Consider the following 16515-nt stretch of genomic DNA (forward strand, 5'->3'; position numbering starts at 1 on the left):
TTAAAGTCCCCCTTTTTAAGGGGGATTTAGGGGGATCTAGAACGTTTTGCTACCAGCAAGAGGACTTTTCAAACATACTCTAAAGGAATTTTGGATGCTTGGCAAAATGAGCATTCTTAGTTGTTATTAAAGAAAAATATTTAATACTAGTTTCGCCAACAATTTGGTGAGATTTTAAAACAATATTTATCGCTCACATGGAATCTCATTCATACTGAATTCTGACCGGAGCTTTCGGAGTCTCCGGTTCCGCTCCTGAGTTCTGAATTATTGTTGATAAAATTAAGATTTACTCAGAAATTAAGAAAGTAATGCTCACAAAAATTGCTGTTGAAAAGATTCTGGAACGTGCCTTGATGGGGTACGACTTATCTCCCGAAGAGGGAGTGGTATTGTTACAACAAACTGACTTGGAGGCGATCGCAGCAATACGTACTACATCCGATACACTCCGCCAAACACAGTCAGGCGATACTGTCACCTATATAATTAACCGTAATATCAACTTTACTAACATTTGTGAGCAGCACTGTAGTTTTTGTGCTTTTCGTCGAGATGATGGTGATACCGATGCATACTGGCTAGATTCGGCGCAAATTTTGGAAAAAGCGACAGATGCGGTGCGGCGAGGTGCGACGGAAATCTGTATGCAGGGGGGATTAAATCCGCAAGCACTGATAAATGGCAAATCTTTGCCCTATTATCTCAAGGTCGTAGAAACGATTAAACAGGAATTTCCCCAGATACATCTCCACGCATTCTCTCCCCAGGAAGTGCAATTTATCGCCAGACTTGACGGACTTGAGTATGCTGATGTGATTACTGCTTTGCGCGATGCTGGTGTTGGCTCAATGCCGGGAACAGCAGCGGAAGTGTTAGACGATGAAGTAAGGCGAATACTATGTCCAGAGAAGATTAATACAGCCACTTGGCTAAAAATTGTCAGTACTGCTCATAAATTAGGATTGCATACTACTAGCACCATGCTATCTGGGCATATTGAAACCCACGAACAGCAAATCGGGCATTTAGAAAAATTGCGATCGCTCCAAAAAACTGCCATCAATCAGGGATATCCAGCAAGGATCACAGAGTTTATTTTGTTACCCTTCGTTGGGCAAGAAGCGCCCAAATCCTTACGTCGCCGTGTGGGACGCGATCAACCAGTTTTGAGTGATGCACTGCTCTTAGGCGCTGTGGCGCGGATTTACTTAGGTAATTGGATTCCTAACCATCAGCAGAGTTGGGTAAAACTGGGGCTTGCAGGTGCGACGGAAGCCTTAGTTTGGGGTTGCAACGATATCGGTGGCACATTGATGGAGGAACACATTACCACAATGGCCGGTGCTTTGGGTGGTACGTGTATGGAAGTAGAAACCTTGCAAGCTGCGATCGCATCTTTAGGACGACCTTACCAACAACGGGAGACTCTTTATCAAAAAGTCATTAGTCATTAGTCATTTGTCATTGGTCATTTGTCATTTATCTCCCCTATCTCCCTCATCTCCCTCATCTCCCTCATCTCCCCACTCCCCACTCAGCACTCAATTGATCCCCAAGTTACCAATCCAAGATAGGATGGACGTTGATTTACGTATTCTTTTACTTAATGCATATGAAGCGCTATTGGTCGCGTTTGCTTGCACTGGTTTTGGTTGTAGCTATCGGCTTAATGGGCTGTTCTGGTAGTCCAGATAGTTTAAGTGGAGATTATCGCCAAGACACCTTGGCTGTAGTCAATATCATGAGACAAGCTTTAGAACTATCAGAAGATTCGCCAGACAAAGCAGCAATTCAAGCAGAAGCGCGTCAAAAAATAAATGACTTTTCAGCTCGTTACCAACGGGCTAACTCTGTTTCTGGTCTTGGCTCCTTTACAACCATACGAACAGCCCTCAATTCCCTGGCTGGACATTACAGTTCTTACCCAAACCGTCCCGTACCCGAAAAACTCAAAAATCGTCTAGAGAAAGAGTTACAGCAGGTAGAGACGGCATTGAATCGTGGCGGTTAACTATTAACCATTGCCTACTCAATCATCAAGAGTCAGGAGTCAAAAGTTTTGACTCCTGATCCCTGATGATGAAGTACTTTGTCAACTTGATATAAACCTGAATTTTAGATTTTTCACTAATTTTCACTAAATTAATTGACACTCTCTTAGCTAAAACCAGGATATTATTGGTTAAAAAATATTACTCGTTTTGATAGATTTTCACTAACTAAGGTAGAAGCATTACTTACCCAATAGCAGACTAAACTTACTCTCTATTCAGGTTTTTTATACTGCCATTTATGCATTTACCAAACTTAGCGATGAGTACTTAGTGAATCTAAGAAGTACTCAATACTTGGTAAGAGCAACTCCCCTTGTGGGCGTTCCTTCAACTCAGCACTGGCTCAACGCACCGCTACCGCTAACAGCACTCTTCATGTTTTTCCATAAAAATACGGCAACACAAATATGCTTTTGGGAGTCTTGAAAAGATAGGTTTCAAAACCCTTACAAGTTAACTATAGAACTCCTATTTGATTTTTGAAATATATGTAGGGTAGGCTTTACGTACCAAAACCTGGATATGTGAAGCACAGTCATATCTAACATTACTTAAAATTTTTCACATATCATTTAGGATTCTTATATATAATTTGATACACGTTGCCCCTAATTATCTTGGTTGGGGTCAATGATTAATTATTGTGTTCATCTACTGGTAGGTATGTCTAACCGTCCCTTGAACGTTGGAAGATCAACATTATTATTTTGGCGGCGCCTATTCGCTGTTGTTTTTACTAGTAGTTCTTTGCTTCCCAACTTTGGGAGTCAACCAGCAAGGGCGCAAGTAACTGAGTATTGTCAGTTATCATCAGCGGCGGCGCAAGAAAAAGAAAACTTACGTTTATCAGCCCTCAAAGGCAACCAAAATGCTCAAACGCGTTACCAAAATATATTACAAAAACAAGCACAGGAATTAAAGAATTGCCGCACTCGGACTTGGCCGCAAGTCCAAGCCCTCTGGTTGCGCTTGTATCCTTGTGACATTCAGCCAGGAGCAATTGATCAGGTTATGGATCGGATTGTTAACCGTGGCTATAACCAAGTTTATTTAGAAGTATTTTACGACGGGCAGGTATTATTACCAGCAACAGCTAACCCGACGGCTTGGCCTTCTGTGATTCGCACTCCAGGAGCAGAAAACATCGATATACTCGCCACAGCAATAAAAAAAGGTCGAGAACGCGGTTTGAAGGTCTATGCCTGGATGTTTACGACAAATTTCGGCTATACTTACGCCCAGCGACCAGATAGAGAAGAAGCGATCGCTCGTAATGGCAAAGGTCAAACGAGCCTATATGTCGTAGATAACGGTTCTCAACTATTTATCGACCCCTACAACACGCAAGCGAAACGCGATTATTACCAATTAGTACAAGAAGTTTTGCGTCGTCGCCCAGATGGCTTGCTATTGGACTACGTGCGTTATCCTCGACAAGCTGGAAGTGATTCTATCGCCACCAAAGTTTCAGATTTATGGCTCTTTAGTCCCGCAATCCAAGAAGCTTTATTTAAACGGGCACAAAATTATAAAGGGTTGGACTTAATTCGCCGCTTTTTGAGGAAGGGATTCGTCACTGGCACAGATATAACGGAAGTCGATAAACTTTATCCCCAGGAAGGAGAACCCCTCTGGCAAGGACGTATTACCACACCAGCGCAAAAATCAATCCGGTCTGCAACCGATAGACAACCACTTTTACAATGGGAGTTGTGGCAGCTTACTGTTGCCCACGCTATGCAAGGAATTCTAGATTTTGTCACCATAGCTAGTTACCCAGCAAAGCAGCAAGGTATTTCCACAGGAGTGGTGTTTTTCCCCGATGGGAATCAAACTGTGGGACAAGGGTATGATTCTCGTTTGCAACCTTGGGATCGATTCCCCACTACATTAGAGTGGCATCCTATGGCTTATGGGACTTGCGGTAACGTTAGTTGTATTGTGGCGCAAGTACAGCGAGTTTTGAGTATGACTAAACCGGGTACTCAAGTCATCCCAGCTTTAGCCGGCAAATGGGGAGAATCGATCAGTAATCGTCCATCCCTAGAAGCGCAAATGCAAGCACTTCGCAAATTTTCTCCCCAATTAAAGGGAGTCAGCCATTTTGCCTATTCTTGGCAATACCCTCAGCATGATAACGATCGCAAATTCTGTCGAGTCAAGTAGATTCCTTGCAGAAATAGTGAAAAAGGAGTAAACAAGTCATAACTACAGCTTAAGTATAGTGTGCAGTAAGCCGTTGGAATGCCGACGGTGACGGACTACCTGCGAGGTGCTGGCGTATCACTTCGGCACACGCACCCGGACTTAACAACGAGGTATCAACTTCAAGGTCATAGATGCCAGGGATGTGGACTTCACCTTGCCATAACTGAACCTGATGTGCTAAGGAAACTCAGTTTCTTTACCAGATTTCAATTTTGCCAATCACTCAATTGCGTCGCGAGGAAATAGCGCACATGGTCTACGAATAATGGCCCCCATTTGTGGCTGCCATGTCCCATACCAGGAACAACATAACAGCTACCATCCAGAAAGCGCCCAGCGCAAGCACGGGCATCTTTAACACTAACCATCGGATCGCTAGCGCCCACTAGAAAGCGAACCCGACGCGGAGGTTGTACCCGCTCAATGTAGGTCATGGGGTTGCACGCCTGAGCATATCCATCGGGGTATTTCAGATTTTTGGCTAATTGTAAAAGCTTAACTACGGGTTTTAGATTCGGTTGCACTCGTTCCAAGAGTACTTCTGCTACTCCACCCAAGGGAGAAGCTGCTAAATCTGGTAAGACTAAGTAGCCCCAACTTTTGGCAAAGGACTGGAGATCGGCATGACCGATCGCACCCAATAGCCGCTCCCCAATACCATCAGCAGTAAAGGCATAAGCGGCTTGTAAAACTCCCATGCTGACGCCGAATAATGCTAATTTGCGATTATTGAGGGCATAGCGATCGCCACAAAAGTCACGTACTCTGGCAATATCAGCCGCTGTTCTGCGAAATAAGCACAGGAGTAACTCAGTGTCAAATGAGATACCCCTGTCAATTAAAGGCTTAATCTCACGATCTGCCATAGCCGTAAAGGTACGCACCAAGCTACGCTCACCAGCCAAGGGTGTATCGAACAAAGCTACAGCTATGCCCATCTGTGTCAGTGTCGATACAATGAAAGCGTTCCAGCCATAGGGGGCGCTCATCCCTTGTAAACCAATCACCAAAGGCGTATCTTGTGCGGCTCGATTATGTGGTAAAAAAACAGCAACCGGAAAGCCACTTAATCGTTCATCAATATCAGCTACCCCAGTATAAGAAAAAGGCTCTTGAAACCAATAGCGATGACCATTTACACCGTCAAAATTAATCGCATCTGGCCCGTAAATAGGCATGGTACATGATATAAAAGTGAACTAGTGGTTAAAGACTAGCATTTTTTATACTCTGAATTTAAAGCCAAGTCCTCTGGTGTATTACAGTTAAACAGTATTTCGGGTTCTGCTAAGGGCAAAACTTCTACAGGGTATTGCCGAAGCCACTGTTGAAACGATCGCCCTCCTTGATTGATAAACTCTAGAAGTTGTGGCAAACAGCGACGGCGATAAAAACCACACAGAGGTTCCCAGCCTTTAGGATGACAAGCTAAAGCTGCGATCGCATTATCCCCCACGCTATCGAGTCTAGTTACCCAATCTTGCAACACCTCAACCCGCAATCTCGGTAAATCGCAAGCTAGCAGTAATACCCATTCTGTTTGCACTTCAGCTAGTCCTTGAGCAAATCCAACTAAAGGCCCGTGGGCTAGAGATTCTTCAGATAAAGGTATTTCCCGAATAAATTGGCAACCAGGCAAAAGTAAGTTTTGATAGCGTTCCGGCCAGGGAGTCACTACATAAACAACATCAGCACAGCTTCGAGCAATCCCACAAACTCGCTGTAACAATGGCATCCCTTGAATGGGAATCAAGGCTTTATCTTGACCCATGCGAGAACTTTTACCGCCTGCTAATACAATGGCGGTTAATTTGCTACATGAGTTAATAGTCATTCGTCAAAAAAAATATAGGTTAGAAATATATTTTGCACTTGTGTGCATCACTCGCCAGCGATTTAAATCGCTGGCTAATAGCCAAAGTCCATTGAAACTGACATCTTGCATCAATCCCAACAACCGCCTCAGAATGAATTCTAAGGCTAATAGCGAAAGTCTTCTAAAAAAGACTAACAAAGAGTTTCAGTCCACTTGAGTGGACTAGCTTTGCACTTCGAGTCTTGGCGGGCTAGAATGCCAATTGAAATGGACTAAAATTCTTGTTAAGTCCTCTAAAAGAGGACTTAAGCTATTAGCCAGGGGTTTATAACCCCTGGCGATTGAGGATCTCAATGAGAATATTGAGTATTTAATCCCTTCTTGAGAGCGATTTCACGCCCTCACCTGACTTTTCTCGACTTGCTGCAATAAATGCTCTACATTTTCTGCTGGTGCCAGGCACTTCAAACCTTGGCAAACTAACCCCACGCTTCCCTCTGGTAAATCAGATGTGATAGCAAACGCAGCCACCGGCAAATACTTGGGGATCAAAGAGTTTATTTGCTCAGTGGTGCTGCGAATCAAAGTAGAGTTACGATACCAATCCAAAGCTGTAAACAAGCTGGGACAAGCTTGAGGAGCGCGATGCATCACACTCTTAAAAGCTTTCAAACCAAGTTCCGCTAAATCTAAATAATCTAGATTATCAGTGAGTAGGGTGAGACGGACAAGATTAGCGATCGCAATTCCATTGGCTGACGGTGTAGCATTATCAGCGTAACTGCGCTCTCTGACAATTAAATCTTGACTAGAATCACTTGATGTGTTATTGTAACCTCCTAACTCTACACTCCAGAGAAATTCGTTAAATTCATCTTGGATAGCGATCGCACTTTCTAACCATTGCTTCTGCTCAGGGTTGGAAGCTTGTAAATCTAGCAGAGCTTTAATAAACAAAGCATAATCTTCAGACTGAGCTAAAATGGTCGCTTCTCCTTGATAGTTAAGTCTCTGGAAACGCCCATCTACAAACTGATTTTCCAAGATAAAATTTGCGGCTCGTGCTGCTAATTCTAGATATAACGGTTGTCGGAACACTCCAGCAGCCCTAGCCAGCCCAGAAATCATTAAGCTATTCCAGGCGACAATCATCTTCGTATCTGTCACCGAGGGAATGCGACCTGGCCAGTTAGTGGTTTTTGCTTCTTGGTTGTTACGAGCTGGGGGAAAAGTTTCTAGTGACTCAGAACTAACGCCATAACGAACCGTAAACAGCTTTTTCAGTGCCGCTTCCAGTGTTGCACTCAGTTGACCTGCATAGCGTCTTTGCAAAACATTGCGTCCTTCAAAGTTACCGTTAGGCGTCACCGTAAACTGCTGTTCTAATTCCGTTAATTCTTCAGGCGTTAATAGTTGTTGTAGTTCACTGTAACTCCAGACATAAAAAGTTCCTTCTTCTGGTTCTACCGCCGTGGGATCAGTGAAGCTGTCGGCATCTTGAGCAGCATAGAAGTAACCTTCAGGCGCGGTCATTTCCCGCTTCAGCCATTGTACAGTACCAGCAACCGCCCTCTCAAACGCTGGTTCTTGTATTCCTGTACTCCATAAAGAGGCTAGATACTCCACAATCTGTCCATTGTCGTAGAGCATCTTTTCAAAATGGGGAACTGTCCAAGTCGGGTCAACAGTATAACGATGAAAACCACCACCTACATGGTCATAAATGCCTCCCAGTGCTAAGTCTAGTCCCCGCTGGGTACAAACTTGCTTGCCATCATAGCGAGATTCAAAATTAAATCGACTTCCCCGCAGTGCTAATTCTGTGTAGGGGATCATCGGAAAACTATTACCGGATTGACTAGGGGCAATTACACCCGTACTGGTTTCCCAACCTTGGCGGAGTAATTCATGGTCTTCAAGCTCCGTTGTTGTATCGTCTTGCAATACCGCAGATGTGAGCAGAGACTCAATAATTAGGGCTTTGCGTTGCTGTAAATCTTCTTTTTCTGTATCGTAATAACGGCGAAGCGCTTGCAACACCTGCAAAAATCCCGGACGACCATAGCGCGGGTCTACAGGGAAATAAGTACCAGCGTAAAACGGCACTAAATCTTCTGGGGAAAGAAAAATATTTAAAGGCCAACCTCCTTGACCGCTCATCATCTGCAAAGCTTGCATATAGATGCTATCGAGGTCAGGTCTTTCTTCCCTGTCAACTTTGATGGGAAGATAATTGGCATTCATGTAGTCAGCGATCGCAATATCAGAAAAAGCTTCGCCTTCCATGACAGTACACCAGTGGCAACTAGAGTAGCCAATGGAGAGAAAAATCGTTTTATTTTGCGCCCTTGCAGTTGCAAGCGCTTCGTCACACCAAGGCCACCAATCAATGGGGTTTTCGGCGTGTTTGCGGAGATAGAGGCTCTTAGCTTCAGCAAGGCGATTAGTCATGTTCAAATGCAAGTAGTTGCCTTCTTTGCTCAGTCTATCCTGTTCCCAGGAGTGTTAGCCGAGATGGCTATGTACATAAGCAAGAAACCCTACGCGCAAATTACCCCTTGGGTAGGAGGTAGCAATGCATCTTTTTGATATCGCCTAAGTAAGTTGGTGTAAAAAATTCCGAGTTTGTAATCAATGTTTTAGTGTTAAAGCGCCGACTACAAGGAAATTATCTTTATATGGTTAGGTTTATTTGCACCGACTTACTTACAACTGTGCAACTTATGAAACATTTTTACTGAAAAGTTCGCAATAGCAAGCTAACAATATTTGGTGGCGTTTCTCGCACAGATGATGCTGTCTTTGTCTGAATTAAAGTATTTGGGCTAAGTCCTGCTATCAGGTGGAGCAAGAAGGTGATGATGGCGGCTTGTACAAGTTTTTCCAGCATGGCACGTCTCTCTCTGAGTGGATAGCATTTCAAGTAGGACTGGTTATTCTAAATACACCTCGTACTATCGATTTACCGAATCTAACAAAAATAACTTGATAATTGCTGAGGGAAATTATAAAAAAATGTTTAAAATGTTACTGAATATTTAATATAATTCCCTAAGCAAGTCGGATTTCGGTTATCGGTCTAATCACACACATCGCCAAGGTTGTGCAGCAAAGGCCGAAACATGAGATGGCGAGAGTTGGAGTTTTTTAATCAGTTCTTCCCTAAACCGGGATATTCTCTTAGACAGCTTTTAACACTAAAAAGTGCCCTTAAAGGTTGAATCTATTGCAAAATGTGCTTTTGCTCCCTTGTTTGATCAAGCAGAATAGGAAAGATTTGCTTCTATCTAGCTGAGAACAGTAGAGATAAACCCCAGTTTCGTGCTGTCACCGATAAAATGTATTTAAAGTAGCCACAAACACGCTTCCATGATTCCTATCGTTATTGAACAATCGGGTCGAGGTGAACGCGCCTTTGACATCTACTCACGGCTGTTACGTGAGCGCATCATCTTTTTGGGACAACAGGTTGACAACAACATTGCTAACTTGATTGTTGCCCAACTGCTGTATTTGGATGCTGAAGACCCGGAGAAAGACATTTATATGTACATCAATTCTCCCGGTGGTTCGGTGACGGCTGGTATGGGCATTTTTGACACTATGAAACACATTCGCCCTGATGTCTGTACAATTTGTACCGGATTGGCGGCGAGCATGGGCGCTTTCCTCCTCAGTGCAGGTGCTAAGGGTAAACGAATGAGTCTACCCCATTCTCGGATTATGATTCATCAGCCTTTAGGGGGTGCTCAAGGACAGGCGACTGATATTGAAATTCAGGCGCGGGAAATTCTTTACCACAAGCGGCGGCTAAACGACTATTTAGCTGAACATACAGGTCAACCAATTGAGCGGATTGCTGAAGATACTGAACGTGACTTTTTTATGTCGCCAGAAGAAGCCAGGGATTATGGCTTAATTGACCAAGTGATTGACCGTCACGCCGCTGGTAGCCGTCCAGCAGTTGCTGCTGTTAATTAATAATCACGATTAAATGGTGATTTACCACTTTTAATTCCCTTAAACCCCAAAAATAACCCCTCTTCATAAATAAAGAGGGGTTATTTTTGAAATGGGTAGCCTGCTCAAGTACTTAATACCGATTTGAACAAATGACCAATGACAAATGACAAATCAAAATCCCGCTATTGGGTCTGGCTCAGATTGAAGGAATTTGAGGAATCCGTGCAATTCTTCTTCAGTTAGCAAAGTGCGCCCTCGCTTACCGTAAGTTTTAATCAGATGCTCCCGTCCCTGTTCTGGTGTCCAGCCTAAACGCTGAAGTTCGACATCTGTTTTAGCAATGACATCCGATAAATCCACGGGTTCAGCTTTCTTCTTTCTCTTTCCTGTTCCTGAAGGGGTAGGGACATCCTCTTGAGGGCTGTAACTCCGGGGTGTAAATGGTGTGACATTATTGGCAGAAATTGCTGGAAAGGTTTGATTTTCCACCTGGTTATCAAAGGTTATTTCCAATTTTTCAACTGGAGGATCAAATTCTAGCTCCCGATTGGGGGTAATAGGAAAGTTTTGATTTAAATCCTGGCTATAGGTATCGCTTGTTAGGGGTGCAGTATTGCTGTACTCGTACTGTTCGTTACTGCTTGTTACTACTTCTGGTTTAATGTTCCGTCCTTTGGAAGGCGGTATAAATATTTCTTTGTCGCTAACTGGTGGCCACTGACTACTAACAAAATCTCCATCTTTTGCAGGAGAATAGGCAGCAGACTCATTCAATCCACCTTTGGGGTTCAAGGGAGGGTTTTGCTGTACTGGGGAAATTGGATTTGAGGTAAATGCCACTGATTCTGGTGGCGCATTTGTAATACCCAAAACTATCAGCGCCCTAGTTCTGGCTTGGTCTTCTGCTGCTTCTACTGTTTCTGCCGCTGCCATACCCGTAGCACGGGTTACGCCTTCAATTTGCACGCTTACCCGGACAATATATTTTCCTTGAAAAATCTGCACTAATTCAGAAATCAAACTGCCCTTGGGATACAAGCTCTGGAATTGAGCCAACATAATACTGCTACCAATCTAAATCTGTTGGGGACTGGGGACTGGGGACTGGGGATTGGGGACTGAGAATTGGGAACTAGTAAACTGGGAAAGAATTATTTTAATCCTAATACCTAATCTCTAATACCTAATCCCTAATCACCAATCCCTAATCCCCAGTCCCTTTTAAAGTAATATTCTTGCTTTGCCTTGTGTCCCAATTGTAGCAGTAGCTGTTTTTTGACGAAAATTTTGGCTAGTGCTAACTTACCTGGGTAGTCTTGCCTGCAATGCTATACTGATGACCCAACTCATTATCTAGAACTATTTTCTGGAAGTGCGCTCTAAATCTACAATAATGAAGATAAGGTTCGCCCTCACTGCTTATTAGCTGCTCACCTAATTGTTACCGATTCTACATGTGGGACAATTGGGTTCACCAGCAGTTCCTCCTAGTTAAAAATCAGAGTCTAATGGCGTAAAATTACCTTCACTCTAGACAATCAAACACCTGTAGTTTCCACGTCACTTGACGGCAGTTGCTCCACTTGGGGAGACCCCAAGACCGCACTGCCTCCTCCACTTGGGGTGACCCCAAGATGGCAGTGGCTCCCCTGCATAGCGCTTTTGGGCAGTATGGATTCTCTAAACCCAGCTTCTCAAAAACCCGTCGCGTAATTACCTAGCGGGGCTAAATTTGAATCAGGCGTGTAATCTTAAGTTTGGTTAAGTGAAGGGACTTAAACGCAAGCGAATTCTGAGAGCATCGTGCAGTGAGAAGTTCGTAGACGCCCAGAGTTGTCCGTGGGTCGGCTTCCTTTGCTCGGAACTGCGGGAGTAGTTACTTCGCTCTTGCTGGGTCGGGCTTCCTTTCCTTGGAACTTAGGAAGCCTTGCCTCTGGGCAATTCGTTTCCAACTTGTTTCTGTAAGCCGTGAGGGTATACAGAAAAGAACCAGATTAAACAAAAAATGATGTTTTGACCAAAGGTCGGTTCACTGCATGGAATTTTCAATCGCTACACTCCTTGCCAATTTCACCGATGATAAATTGGTAGCTCGGAAGGTTTTAGAAAAGAAACTTGGCTGTGAAGATGAAAAAAGTTTACAAAAACTTCACATTGCCTTAGATGTTCTTGAAAAAATCGGTATTTTAGTGAAGGAACGGGGCAAGTACCGCCGTATATCAGAAGACGGAATCATTGAGGCAAAACTCCGTTGTTCTAGTAAAGGCTTTTGCTTTGCTATTCAAGATGTGGAAGGAGCTGAGGATATTTACATCCGCGAAAGTCATCTGAGTAATGCTTGGAATGGCGATCGCGTTTTGGTTAGAGTTCTCAAGGAAGGCAGCCGCCGTCGCTCTCCCGAAGGGGAGGTGAAGCTGATTCTCGAACGTTCTAACCACACTTTACTGGCACGAATTAAGCAGGTGGAAACTGGTTTCCGAGCGGTGCCTTTAGATGATCGATTGCTGTTTGAACTCAAGATTCAACCTAATGAGGCAAAGCTGGAAGAAGCGATCGATCACCTGGTTCATGTGGAAGTTTTGCGTTATCCGTTGGCACAATATCCTCCCCTCGGTCGAGTGGTGCAAATTCTCGGCAGCGATGCCGAAGCTGCTGCTGATATAGATTTAGTTACGTGCAAACACGACCTTTCCCGGACTTTTCCAGATAATGTCCTCGAAGCAGCTACCAGGTTACCCAAAAAGCTGCTCAAAGCAGACCTGAAAAATCGGCTGGATTTGCGTAATTTGTTTACTCTCACCATTGAAGGGGTAAATGGCGATACCAAAGTTATAGAAAACGCTTTTAGTTTAGAAAAAAACTTAGCCGGAAATTGGCTGTTGGGCGTTCATATCACTGATGTTTCTCACTATGTCCAACCTGACGAAGCCCTAGATAGAGAAGCTCTCAAACGAGGTAAATCAGTGTATCTGGGAGAATTAGTGCTGCCAATTTTGCCTCCACTGGTGGCAGAACGCTGTTCTTTAGTACCTGGGAGCGATCGCTTAACCATCTCTTTTTTAATTACCATTGATCCCCAATCGGGAGAAGTGCTGGAATGGGAAATTCAACCCAGTGTGATCAACGTAGAGACTGCACTGAGTACAGAACAAGCCCAAGCAATTCTTACAGGAGAAGCTCAAGATAAATCATCACAGGTTTCCCAAATCCTGCAAGACCTCCAAGCCTTGCAAATAGCCGTCAAACAGGTACGGTTGAATCGTGGTAGCCTCCAGTTAAATCTGCCGCCGAGCCAAAACGCCTATTATGATGAGGGGATTTTAGGCGCTGTGGTGGTGAATGATTTACCAGTGCGATCGCTACTCACAGAGTTAGTGCTGCTAGTTAACCAACTGTTCGCAACTCACTTAAATGCTCTTGGTGTTCCCGCTATCTGGCGAGTCCAAGGTACACCCGATGTTGAAGATGTTCAGGAAATGCTGAAATTGGCAGTCAATTTAGGCGTTGACCTCACATTAGATGCAGAAGTCGATATCCAACCCTTAGATTATCAACATTTGACCACAGCTTTTGCGGAATCTCCTTCTGAGCAAGTTCTTACTTACTTATTACAAGATACACTTAAGCCGTCTGCGTACAGTACCACCAAAGGATCTCACTTTGGTCTAGCACTACCGCAATATGTCCACTTTAGCGCTCCCTTACGGCGTTACCCAGATTTGCTGATGCAAAGAGTGTATTACACGCTACTCGAAAACGGACGAGATCGCCGCAATACCCGTGTCAGAGAGCGCGTTAACCTGCGCCACTCCTCCAGCCACGAGGAAATTAACTGGAACGTTTTACCCCCAGAATTGCAACAAGAACTCCAAAGCGATTTAACTAGGGTAATTGTCCAAATCAACGACCGAGAAAAAGAAGTCCAAGAAGCTGAAGCTGATTTAGCCGGACTGCAAAAAGCCCAACTGATGAAGCAGCGCATCGGTCAGGTATTTCAAGGCGTAATTACCGGGGTTCAATCCTACGGTTTCTTTGTGGAAATTGAAGTACCAGCCGCCGAGGTAGAATCCAGCAGTAATCCTGGTGTGCCTTTGCGGGTAGAAGGATTGGTACACGTCAGTTCTCTCAAAGACGATTGGTACGAATATCGCGCCAGACAACAGGCACTATTTGGGCGCAAAAATCGCGCTTCTTATAGATTAGGCGATCGCGTTGCCGTCCAAGTTAAGAGTGTCGATTACTACCGTCAACAAATTGATTTGGTAACAGTCGGCAGCGATGGTGTAGCCAAAGGTTTGACTGGCAATGATTCTCGTGAGGAGCTTTCAGACCTCTACTTACCAAATGACATTGATCCTGATGACCTAGACCCTTACTCAGAGGATGAGTAAAATTAACTAAACTTACGTGTCAAATAACACCAAGGCTTTAATTTTAGGCGTATCGGGCGCATCTGGTCTGATTTACGCTGTTCGCGCGATCAAATTTTTGCTAGAAGCGGAGTATAGTATTGAATTGGTTGCCTCTAAATCAACTTACATGGTTTGGCAGTCAGAACAGGAAATTCGGATGCCACCAGAGCCAACTCAACAAGAACAATTTTGGCGAGAACAAGCTGGAGTTGAACTTTCAGGTAAACTCCGCTGCCATCCTTGGAGTGATGTCGGTGCCGGAATTGCCAGTGGTTCCTTTGCCACTCTGGGGATGATGATCATTCCATGCAGCATGAGTACAGTGGCAAAGCTAGCAGTTGGCTTGAGTTCCGATTTACTAGAACGGGCAGCGGATGTCCAACTCAAAGAAGGGCGAAAGCTGGTAATTGTCCCGCGTGAAACGCCTTTTAGCCTCATCCACCTGCGGAACTTAACCTCTTTAGCAGAAGTTGGAGTTAGAATTGTTCCCGCTATTCCCGCCTGGTATCACAATCCCCAAACCATCGAAGATTTAGTTGATTTTGTAGTTGCCCGCGCTTTAGATCAACTAGATATTGACTGCATCCCAATTCAGCGGTGGGAAGGTCGTCGCTAATATCCTCAGCGGATTTATTGTAAATTTCACAATAGTCCTAAAAAGGTAATGATAGAGATGGCTGATAGTGTCAGTGGTCAGTGAACAGTAATTAGTGAAGAGTAATCAGACTGATAACTGACCATTGGCAACTGACCACTGAATAACTGACAACTGACAAAATTGCTATGGCTGTAATTCGCTTAATTCTATTGGTGGCAGTACTGGGAGGACTAACACTGTTGTTAGTCCAAAATTTCTCACCTGCCCTATCGCTAGTATTTTTGGGCGTGCGAACTCAACCATTACCACTAGCGATATGGATTTTTTTCAGTACTGCCACTGGTGCTTTCACATCTATATTGATTGCTAGTTTATTTAAATTATCTAGTTATTTTGCAGGAGGACAACGCCAAACTTCTAACAGAGCAACTGCAACTTCACCTCGTGCGAAGGCAACCCGGAGAGAAGAACCTACATCTCGTCCTGCCACTCCTCCACCACCAGCGAGTAAGAAAGAAGAGGCTAGCAGTGATGTATTTGATGATTGGGAGACAAATGGTAGAGATGATGATTGGAACTTTGATGAAAATTCAGATGAAGCGCCTACCCCCAATCCTCAAGCTCAACAGCCTAGAGACTCTAAAACTTACGAACGTCAATCAGAAGCCAAAAGCAGTTCTCAGTCTGGTTCAGTTTATTCTTACAGCTACCGTGAGCCAAAAAATACAGCTGCGGGAAAAACTGAATCTGTTTACGATGCTGATTACCGAGTAATCATCCCCCCTTATCAGCCGCCAACTACCAATCAAGCCGATGATGATGATTGGGAATTTTTTGAGGATGATGATGATTTTGAGGATGATGATAAACGCCCCCGTCGGTGAGATGTAGTAGGCTACGTCTCTACTTGTTAATGCCACACTGCTCTCTAGACTCCTGCTTGACCTTACCAGTCATGGCAGCTTCCTGCAAAGTCATGAAAGCATTAAAATCTTCTAAGTCATATCGGGTAGTCAACAGTTGTCGTAGTTGATCTTCAGCTTCCACTGTCAAATAGCCAGTAGCTAAAGCTCTTTGTACAACGTCACGAATTCGAGTCATGGTTGACACCTCATTCATACTATATTTATTCATTCAGGCTTATTGGGGTGAAATATGCAGTATTCTTTGTGCCGAAATTTCAACTTTGCAAGGTTTTTTTTAGCGATCGCAACAAATAAGTCATCATTTACACCTTTATAAGAAACATTTAATGGAGCGGGGCTTGTTATAACTGAACTTTTAGAATAACGACCCTGTGCTGTTAGGAACACAGTATTGTATATACTTAAAATTACCCACCAGGGTAAAAATCCTGATTATTTAAATAGACAGATATTGTTTGGATAAAGTTTCAAACAAGCTACGTTAATTTTTTTGTTAAGCAGAGCAATCGCTATGCAGCAATTACCAAGTTACTTC

At 43.9% G+C, this 16515-nt stretch carries 13 protein-coding genes and 1 pseudogene; 7 read left to right on the top strand and 7 right to left on the bottom strand.

Translation table 11 applies throughout. The annotated features are described in order from the left end of the window. Nucleotides 1-311 precede the first annotated feature (311 nt). From cofH to ABF638_RS19455, 3 genes are all read left to right on the top strand, one after another. On the top strand, nucleotides 312-1457 hold the full coding sequence (cofH, locus tag ABF638_RS19445) for a 7,8-didemethyl-8-hydroxy-5-deazariboflavin synthase subunit CofH (RefSeq protein ID WP_435024645.1): 1146 nt from the start codon (nucleotides 312-314) through the stop codon (nucleotides 1455-1457). A gap of 152 nt (nucleotides 1458-1609) precedes the next feature. Then, a complete protein-coding gene (psb27, locus tag ABF638_RS19450) occupies nucleotides 1610-2014 on the top strand; it encodes a photosystem II protein Psb27 (RefSeq protein WP_181929408.1) in 405 nt (134 codons plus the stop codon). Nucleotides 2015-2720: 706 nt separating this feature from the next. Beyond that, entirely contained in the window at nucleotides 2721-4223 is a 1503-nt protein-coding gene (locus ABF638_RS19455; protein ID WP_435024676.1) for a family 10 glycosylhydrolase, read from the top strand. Between the two features lie 49 nt (nucleotides 4224-4272). Here the strand turns inward: ABF638_RS19455 and ABF638_RS19460 are convergent. The 5 genes and pseudogenes from ABF638_RS19460 to ABF638_RS19480 all read right to left on the bottom strand — a co-directional run. Further along, nucleotides 4273-4410, bottom strand: a pseudogene (locus ABF638_RS19460) (hypothetical protein); the annotation flags it as partial. Nucleotides 4411-4471: 61 nt separating this feature from the next. Next, a complete protein-coding gene (locus ABF638_RS19465; RefSeq protein WP_435024646.1) occupies nucleotides 4472-5443 on the bottom strand; it encodes an alpha/beta fold hydrolase in 972 nt (323 codons plus the stop codon). Nucleotides 5444-5478: 35 nt separating this feature from the next. Next, a complete protein-coding gene (locus tag ABF638_RS19470; protein WP_435024647.1) occupies nucleotides 5479-6099 on the bottom strand; it encodes a molybdenum cofactor guanylyltransferase in 621 nt (206 codons plus the stop codon). A 375-nt stretch (nucleotides 6100-6474) separates the two neighbouring features. Continuing rightward, entirely contained in the window at nucleotides 6475-8532 is a 2058-nt protein-coding gene (locus ABF638_RS19475) for a thioredoxin domain-containing protein (RefSeq protein WP_435024648.1), read from the bottom strand. Nucleotides 8533-8815: 283 nt separating this feature from the next. Next, nucleotides 8816-8971: a hypothetical protein gene (locus tag ABF638_RS19480; RefSeq protein WP_435024649.1), complete on the bottom strand. Its 156-nt coding sequence runs from the start codon at nucleotides 8969-8971 to the stop codon at nucleotides 8816-8818. Between the two features lie 479 nt (nucleotides 8972-9450). Between ABF638_RS19480 and clpP the strand changes: the two genes are divergently transcribed. Beyond that, nucleotides 9451-10062 carry an ATP-dependent Clp endopeptidase proteolytic subunit ClpP gene (gene clpP, locus ABF638_RS19485; protein ID WP_335197050.1) on the top strand — a complete coding sequence of 204 codons (612 nt, stop codon included), beginning with the start codon at nucleotides 9451-9453 and terminating at the stop codon, nucleotides 10060-10062. A 153-nt stretch (nucleotides 10063-10215) separates the two neighbouring features. On the opposite strand, the gene ABF638_RS19490 is transcribed toward clpP, so the two are convergent. Beyond that, nucleotides 10216-11103, bottom strand: coding sequence for a hypothetical protein (locus ABF638_RS19490; RefSeq protein ID WP_435024650.1), 888 nt, complete (start codon nucleotides 11101-11103; stop codon nucleotides 10216-10218). A 977-nt stretch (nucleotides 11104-12080) separates the two neighbouring features. On the opposite strand from ABF638_RS19490, the gene ABF638_RS19495 reads away from it, so the two are divergent. From ABF638_RS19495 to ABF638_RS19505, 3 genes are all read left to right on the top strand, one after another. Continuing rightward, nucleotides 12081-14435: a ribonuclease R family protein gene (locus ABF638_RS19495; protein WP_435024651.1), complete on the top strand. Its 2355-nt coding sequence runs from the start codon at nucleotides 12081-12083 to the stop codon at nucleotides 14433-14435. A gap of 16 nt (nucleotides 14436-14451) precedes the next feature. After that, nucleotides 14452-15072 carry a flavin prenyltransferase UbiX gene (locus tag ABF638_RS19500; RefSeq protein WP_435024652.1) on the top strand — a complete coding sequence of 207 codons (621 nt, stop codon included), beginning with the start codon at nucleotides 14452-14454 and terminating at the stop codon, nucleotides 15070-15072. 167 nt (nucleotides 15073-15239) lie between these two features. Then, the gene (locus ABF638_RS19505) at nucleotides 15240-15938 is read left to right on the top strand and encodes a LapA family protein (RefSeq protein WP_435024653.1); all 699 of its coding nucleotides are present in this window, start codon (nucleotides 15240-15242) and stop codon (nucleotides 15936-15938) included. 19 nt (nucleotides 15939-15957) lie between these two features. Here the strand turns inward: ABF638_RS19505 and ABF638_RS19510 are convergent, their stop codons facing one another. Further along, nucleotides 15958-16155, bottom strand: coding sequence for a hypothetical protein (locus ABF638_RS19510; protein ID WP_069068584.1), 198 nt, complete (start codon nucleotides 16153-16155; stop codon nucleotides 15958-15960). Nucleotides 16156-16515 lie beyond the last annotated feature (360 nt).

The organism is Nostoc sp. CALU 1950 (assembly GCF_051172895.1).
GTDB classification, from domain to species: domain Bacteria; phylum Cyanobacteriota; class Cyanobacteriia; order Cyanobacteriales; family Nostocaceae; genus Nostoc; species Nostoc edaphicum_A.

What these genes read in the sequence shown, in the direction of transcription:
- cofH (WP_435024645.1), top strand. Translation starts at nt 312, where the DNA reads ATGCTCACAAAAATTGCTGTTGAAAAGATTCTGGAACGTGCCTTGATG.
- psb27 (WP_181929408.1), top strand. Translation starts at nt 1,610, where the DNA reads ATGCATATGAAGCGCTATTGGTCGCGTTTGCTTGCACTGGTTTTGGTT.
- ABF638_RS19455 (WP_435024676.1), top strand. Translation starts at nt 2,721, where the DNA reads ATGTCTAACCGTCCCTTGAACGTTGGAAGATCAACATTATTATTTTGG.
- ABF638_RS19465 (WP_435024646.1), bottom strand. Translation starts at nt 5,443, where the DNA reads ATGCCTATTTACGGGCCAGATGCGATTAATTTTGACGGTGTAAATGGT.
- ABF638_RS19470 (WP_435024647.1), bottom strand. Translation starts at nt 6,099, where the DNA reads ATGACTATTAACTCATGTAGCAAATTAACCGCCATTGTATTAGCAGGC.
- ABF638_RS19475 (WP_435024648.1), bottom strand. Translation starts at nt 8,532, where the DNA reads ATGACTAATCGCCTTGCTGAAGCTAAGAGCCTCTATCTCCGCAAACAC.
- ABF638_RS19480 (WP_435024649.1), bottom strand. Translation starts at nt 8,971, where the DNA reads ATGCTGGAAAAACTTGTACAAGCCGCCATCATCACCTTCTTGCTCCAC.
- clpP (WP_335197050.1), top strand. Translation starts at nt 9,451, where the DNA reads ATGATTCCTATCGTTATTGAACAATCGGGTCGAGGTGAACGCGCCTTT.
- ABF638_RS19490 (WP_435024650.1), bottom strand. Translation starts at nt 11,103, where the DNA reads ATGTTGGCTCAATTCCAGAGCTTGTATCCCAAGGGCAGTTTGATTTCT.
- ABF638_RS19495 (WP_435024651.1), top strand. Translation starts at nt 12,081, where the DNA reads ATGGAATTTTCAATCGCTACACTCCTTGCCAATTTCACCGATGATAAA.
- ABF638_RS19505 (WP_435024653.1), top strand. Translation starts at nt 15,240, where the DNA reads ATGGCTGTAATTCGCTTAATTCTATTGGTGGCAGTACTGGGAGGACTA.
- ABF638_RS19510 (WP_069068584.1), bottom strand. Translation starts at nt 16,155, where the DNA reads ATGACTCGAATTCGTGACGTTGTACAAAGAGCTTTAGCTACTGGCTAT.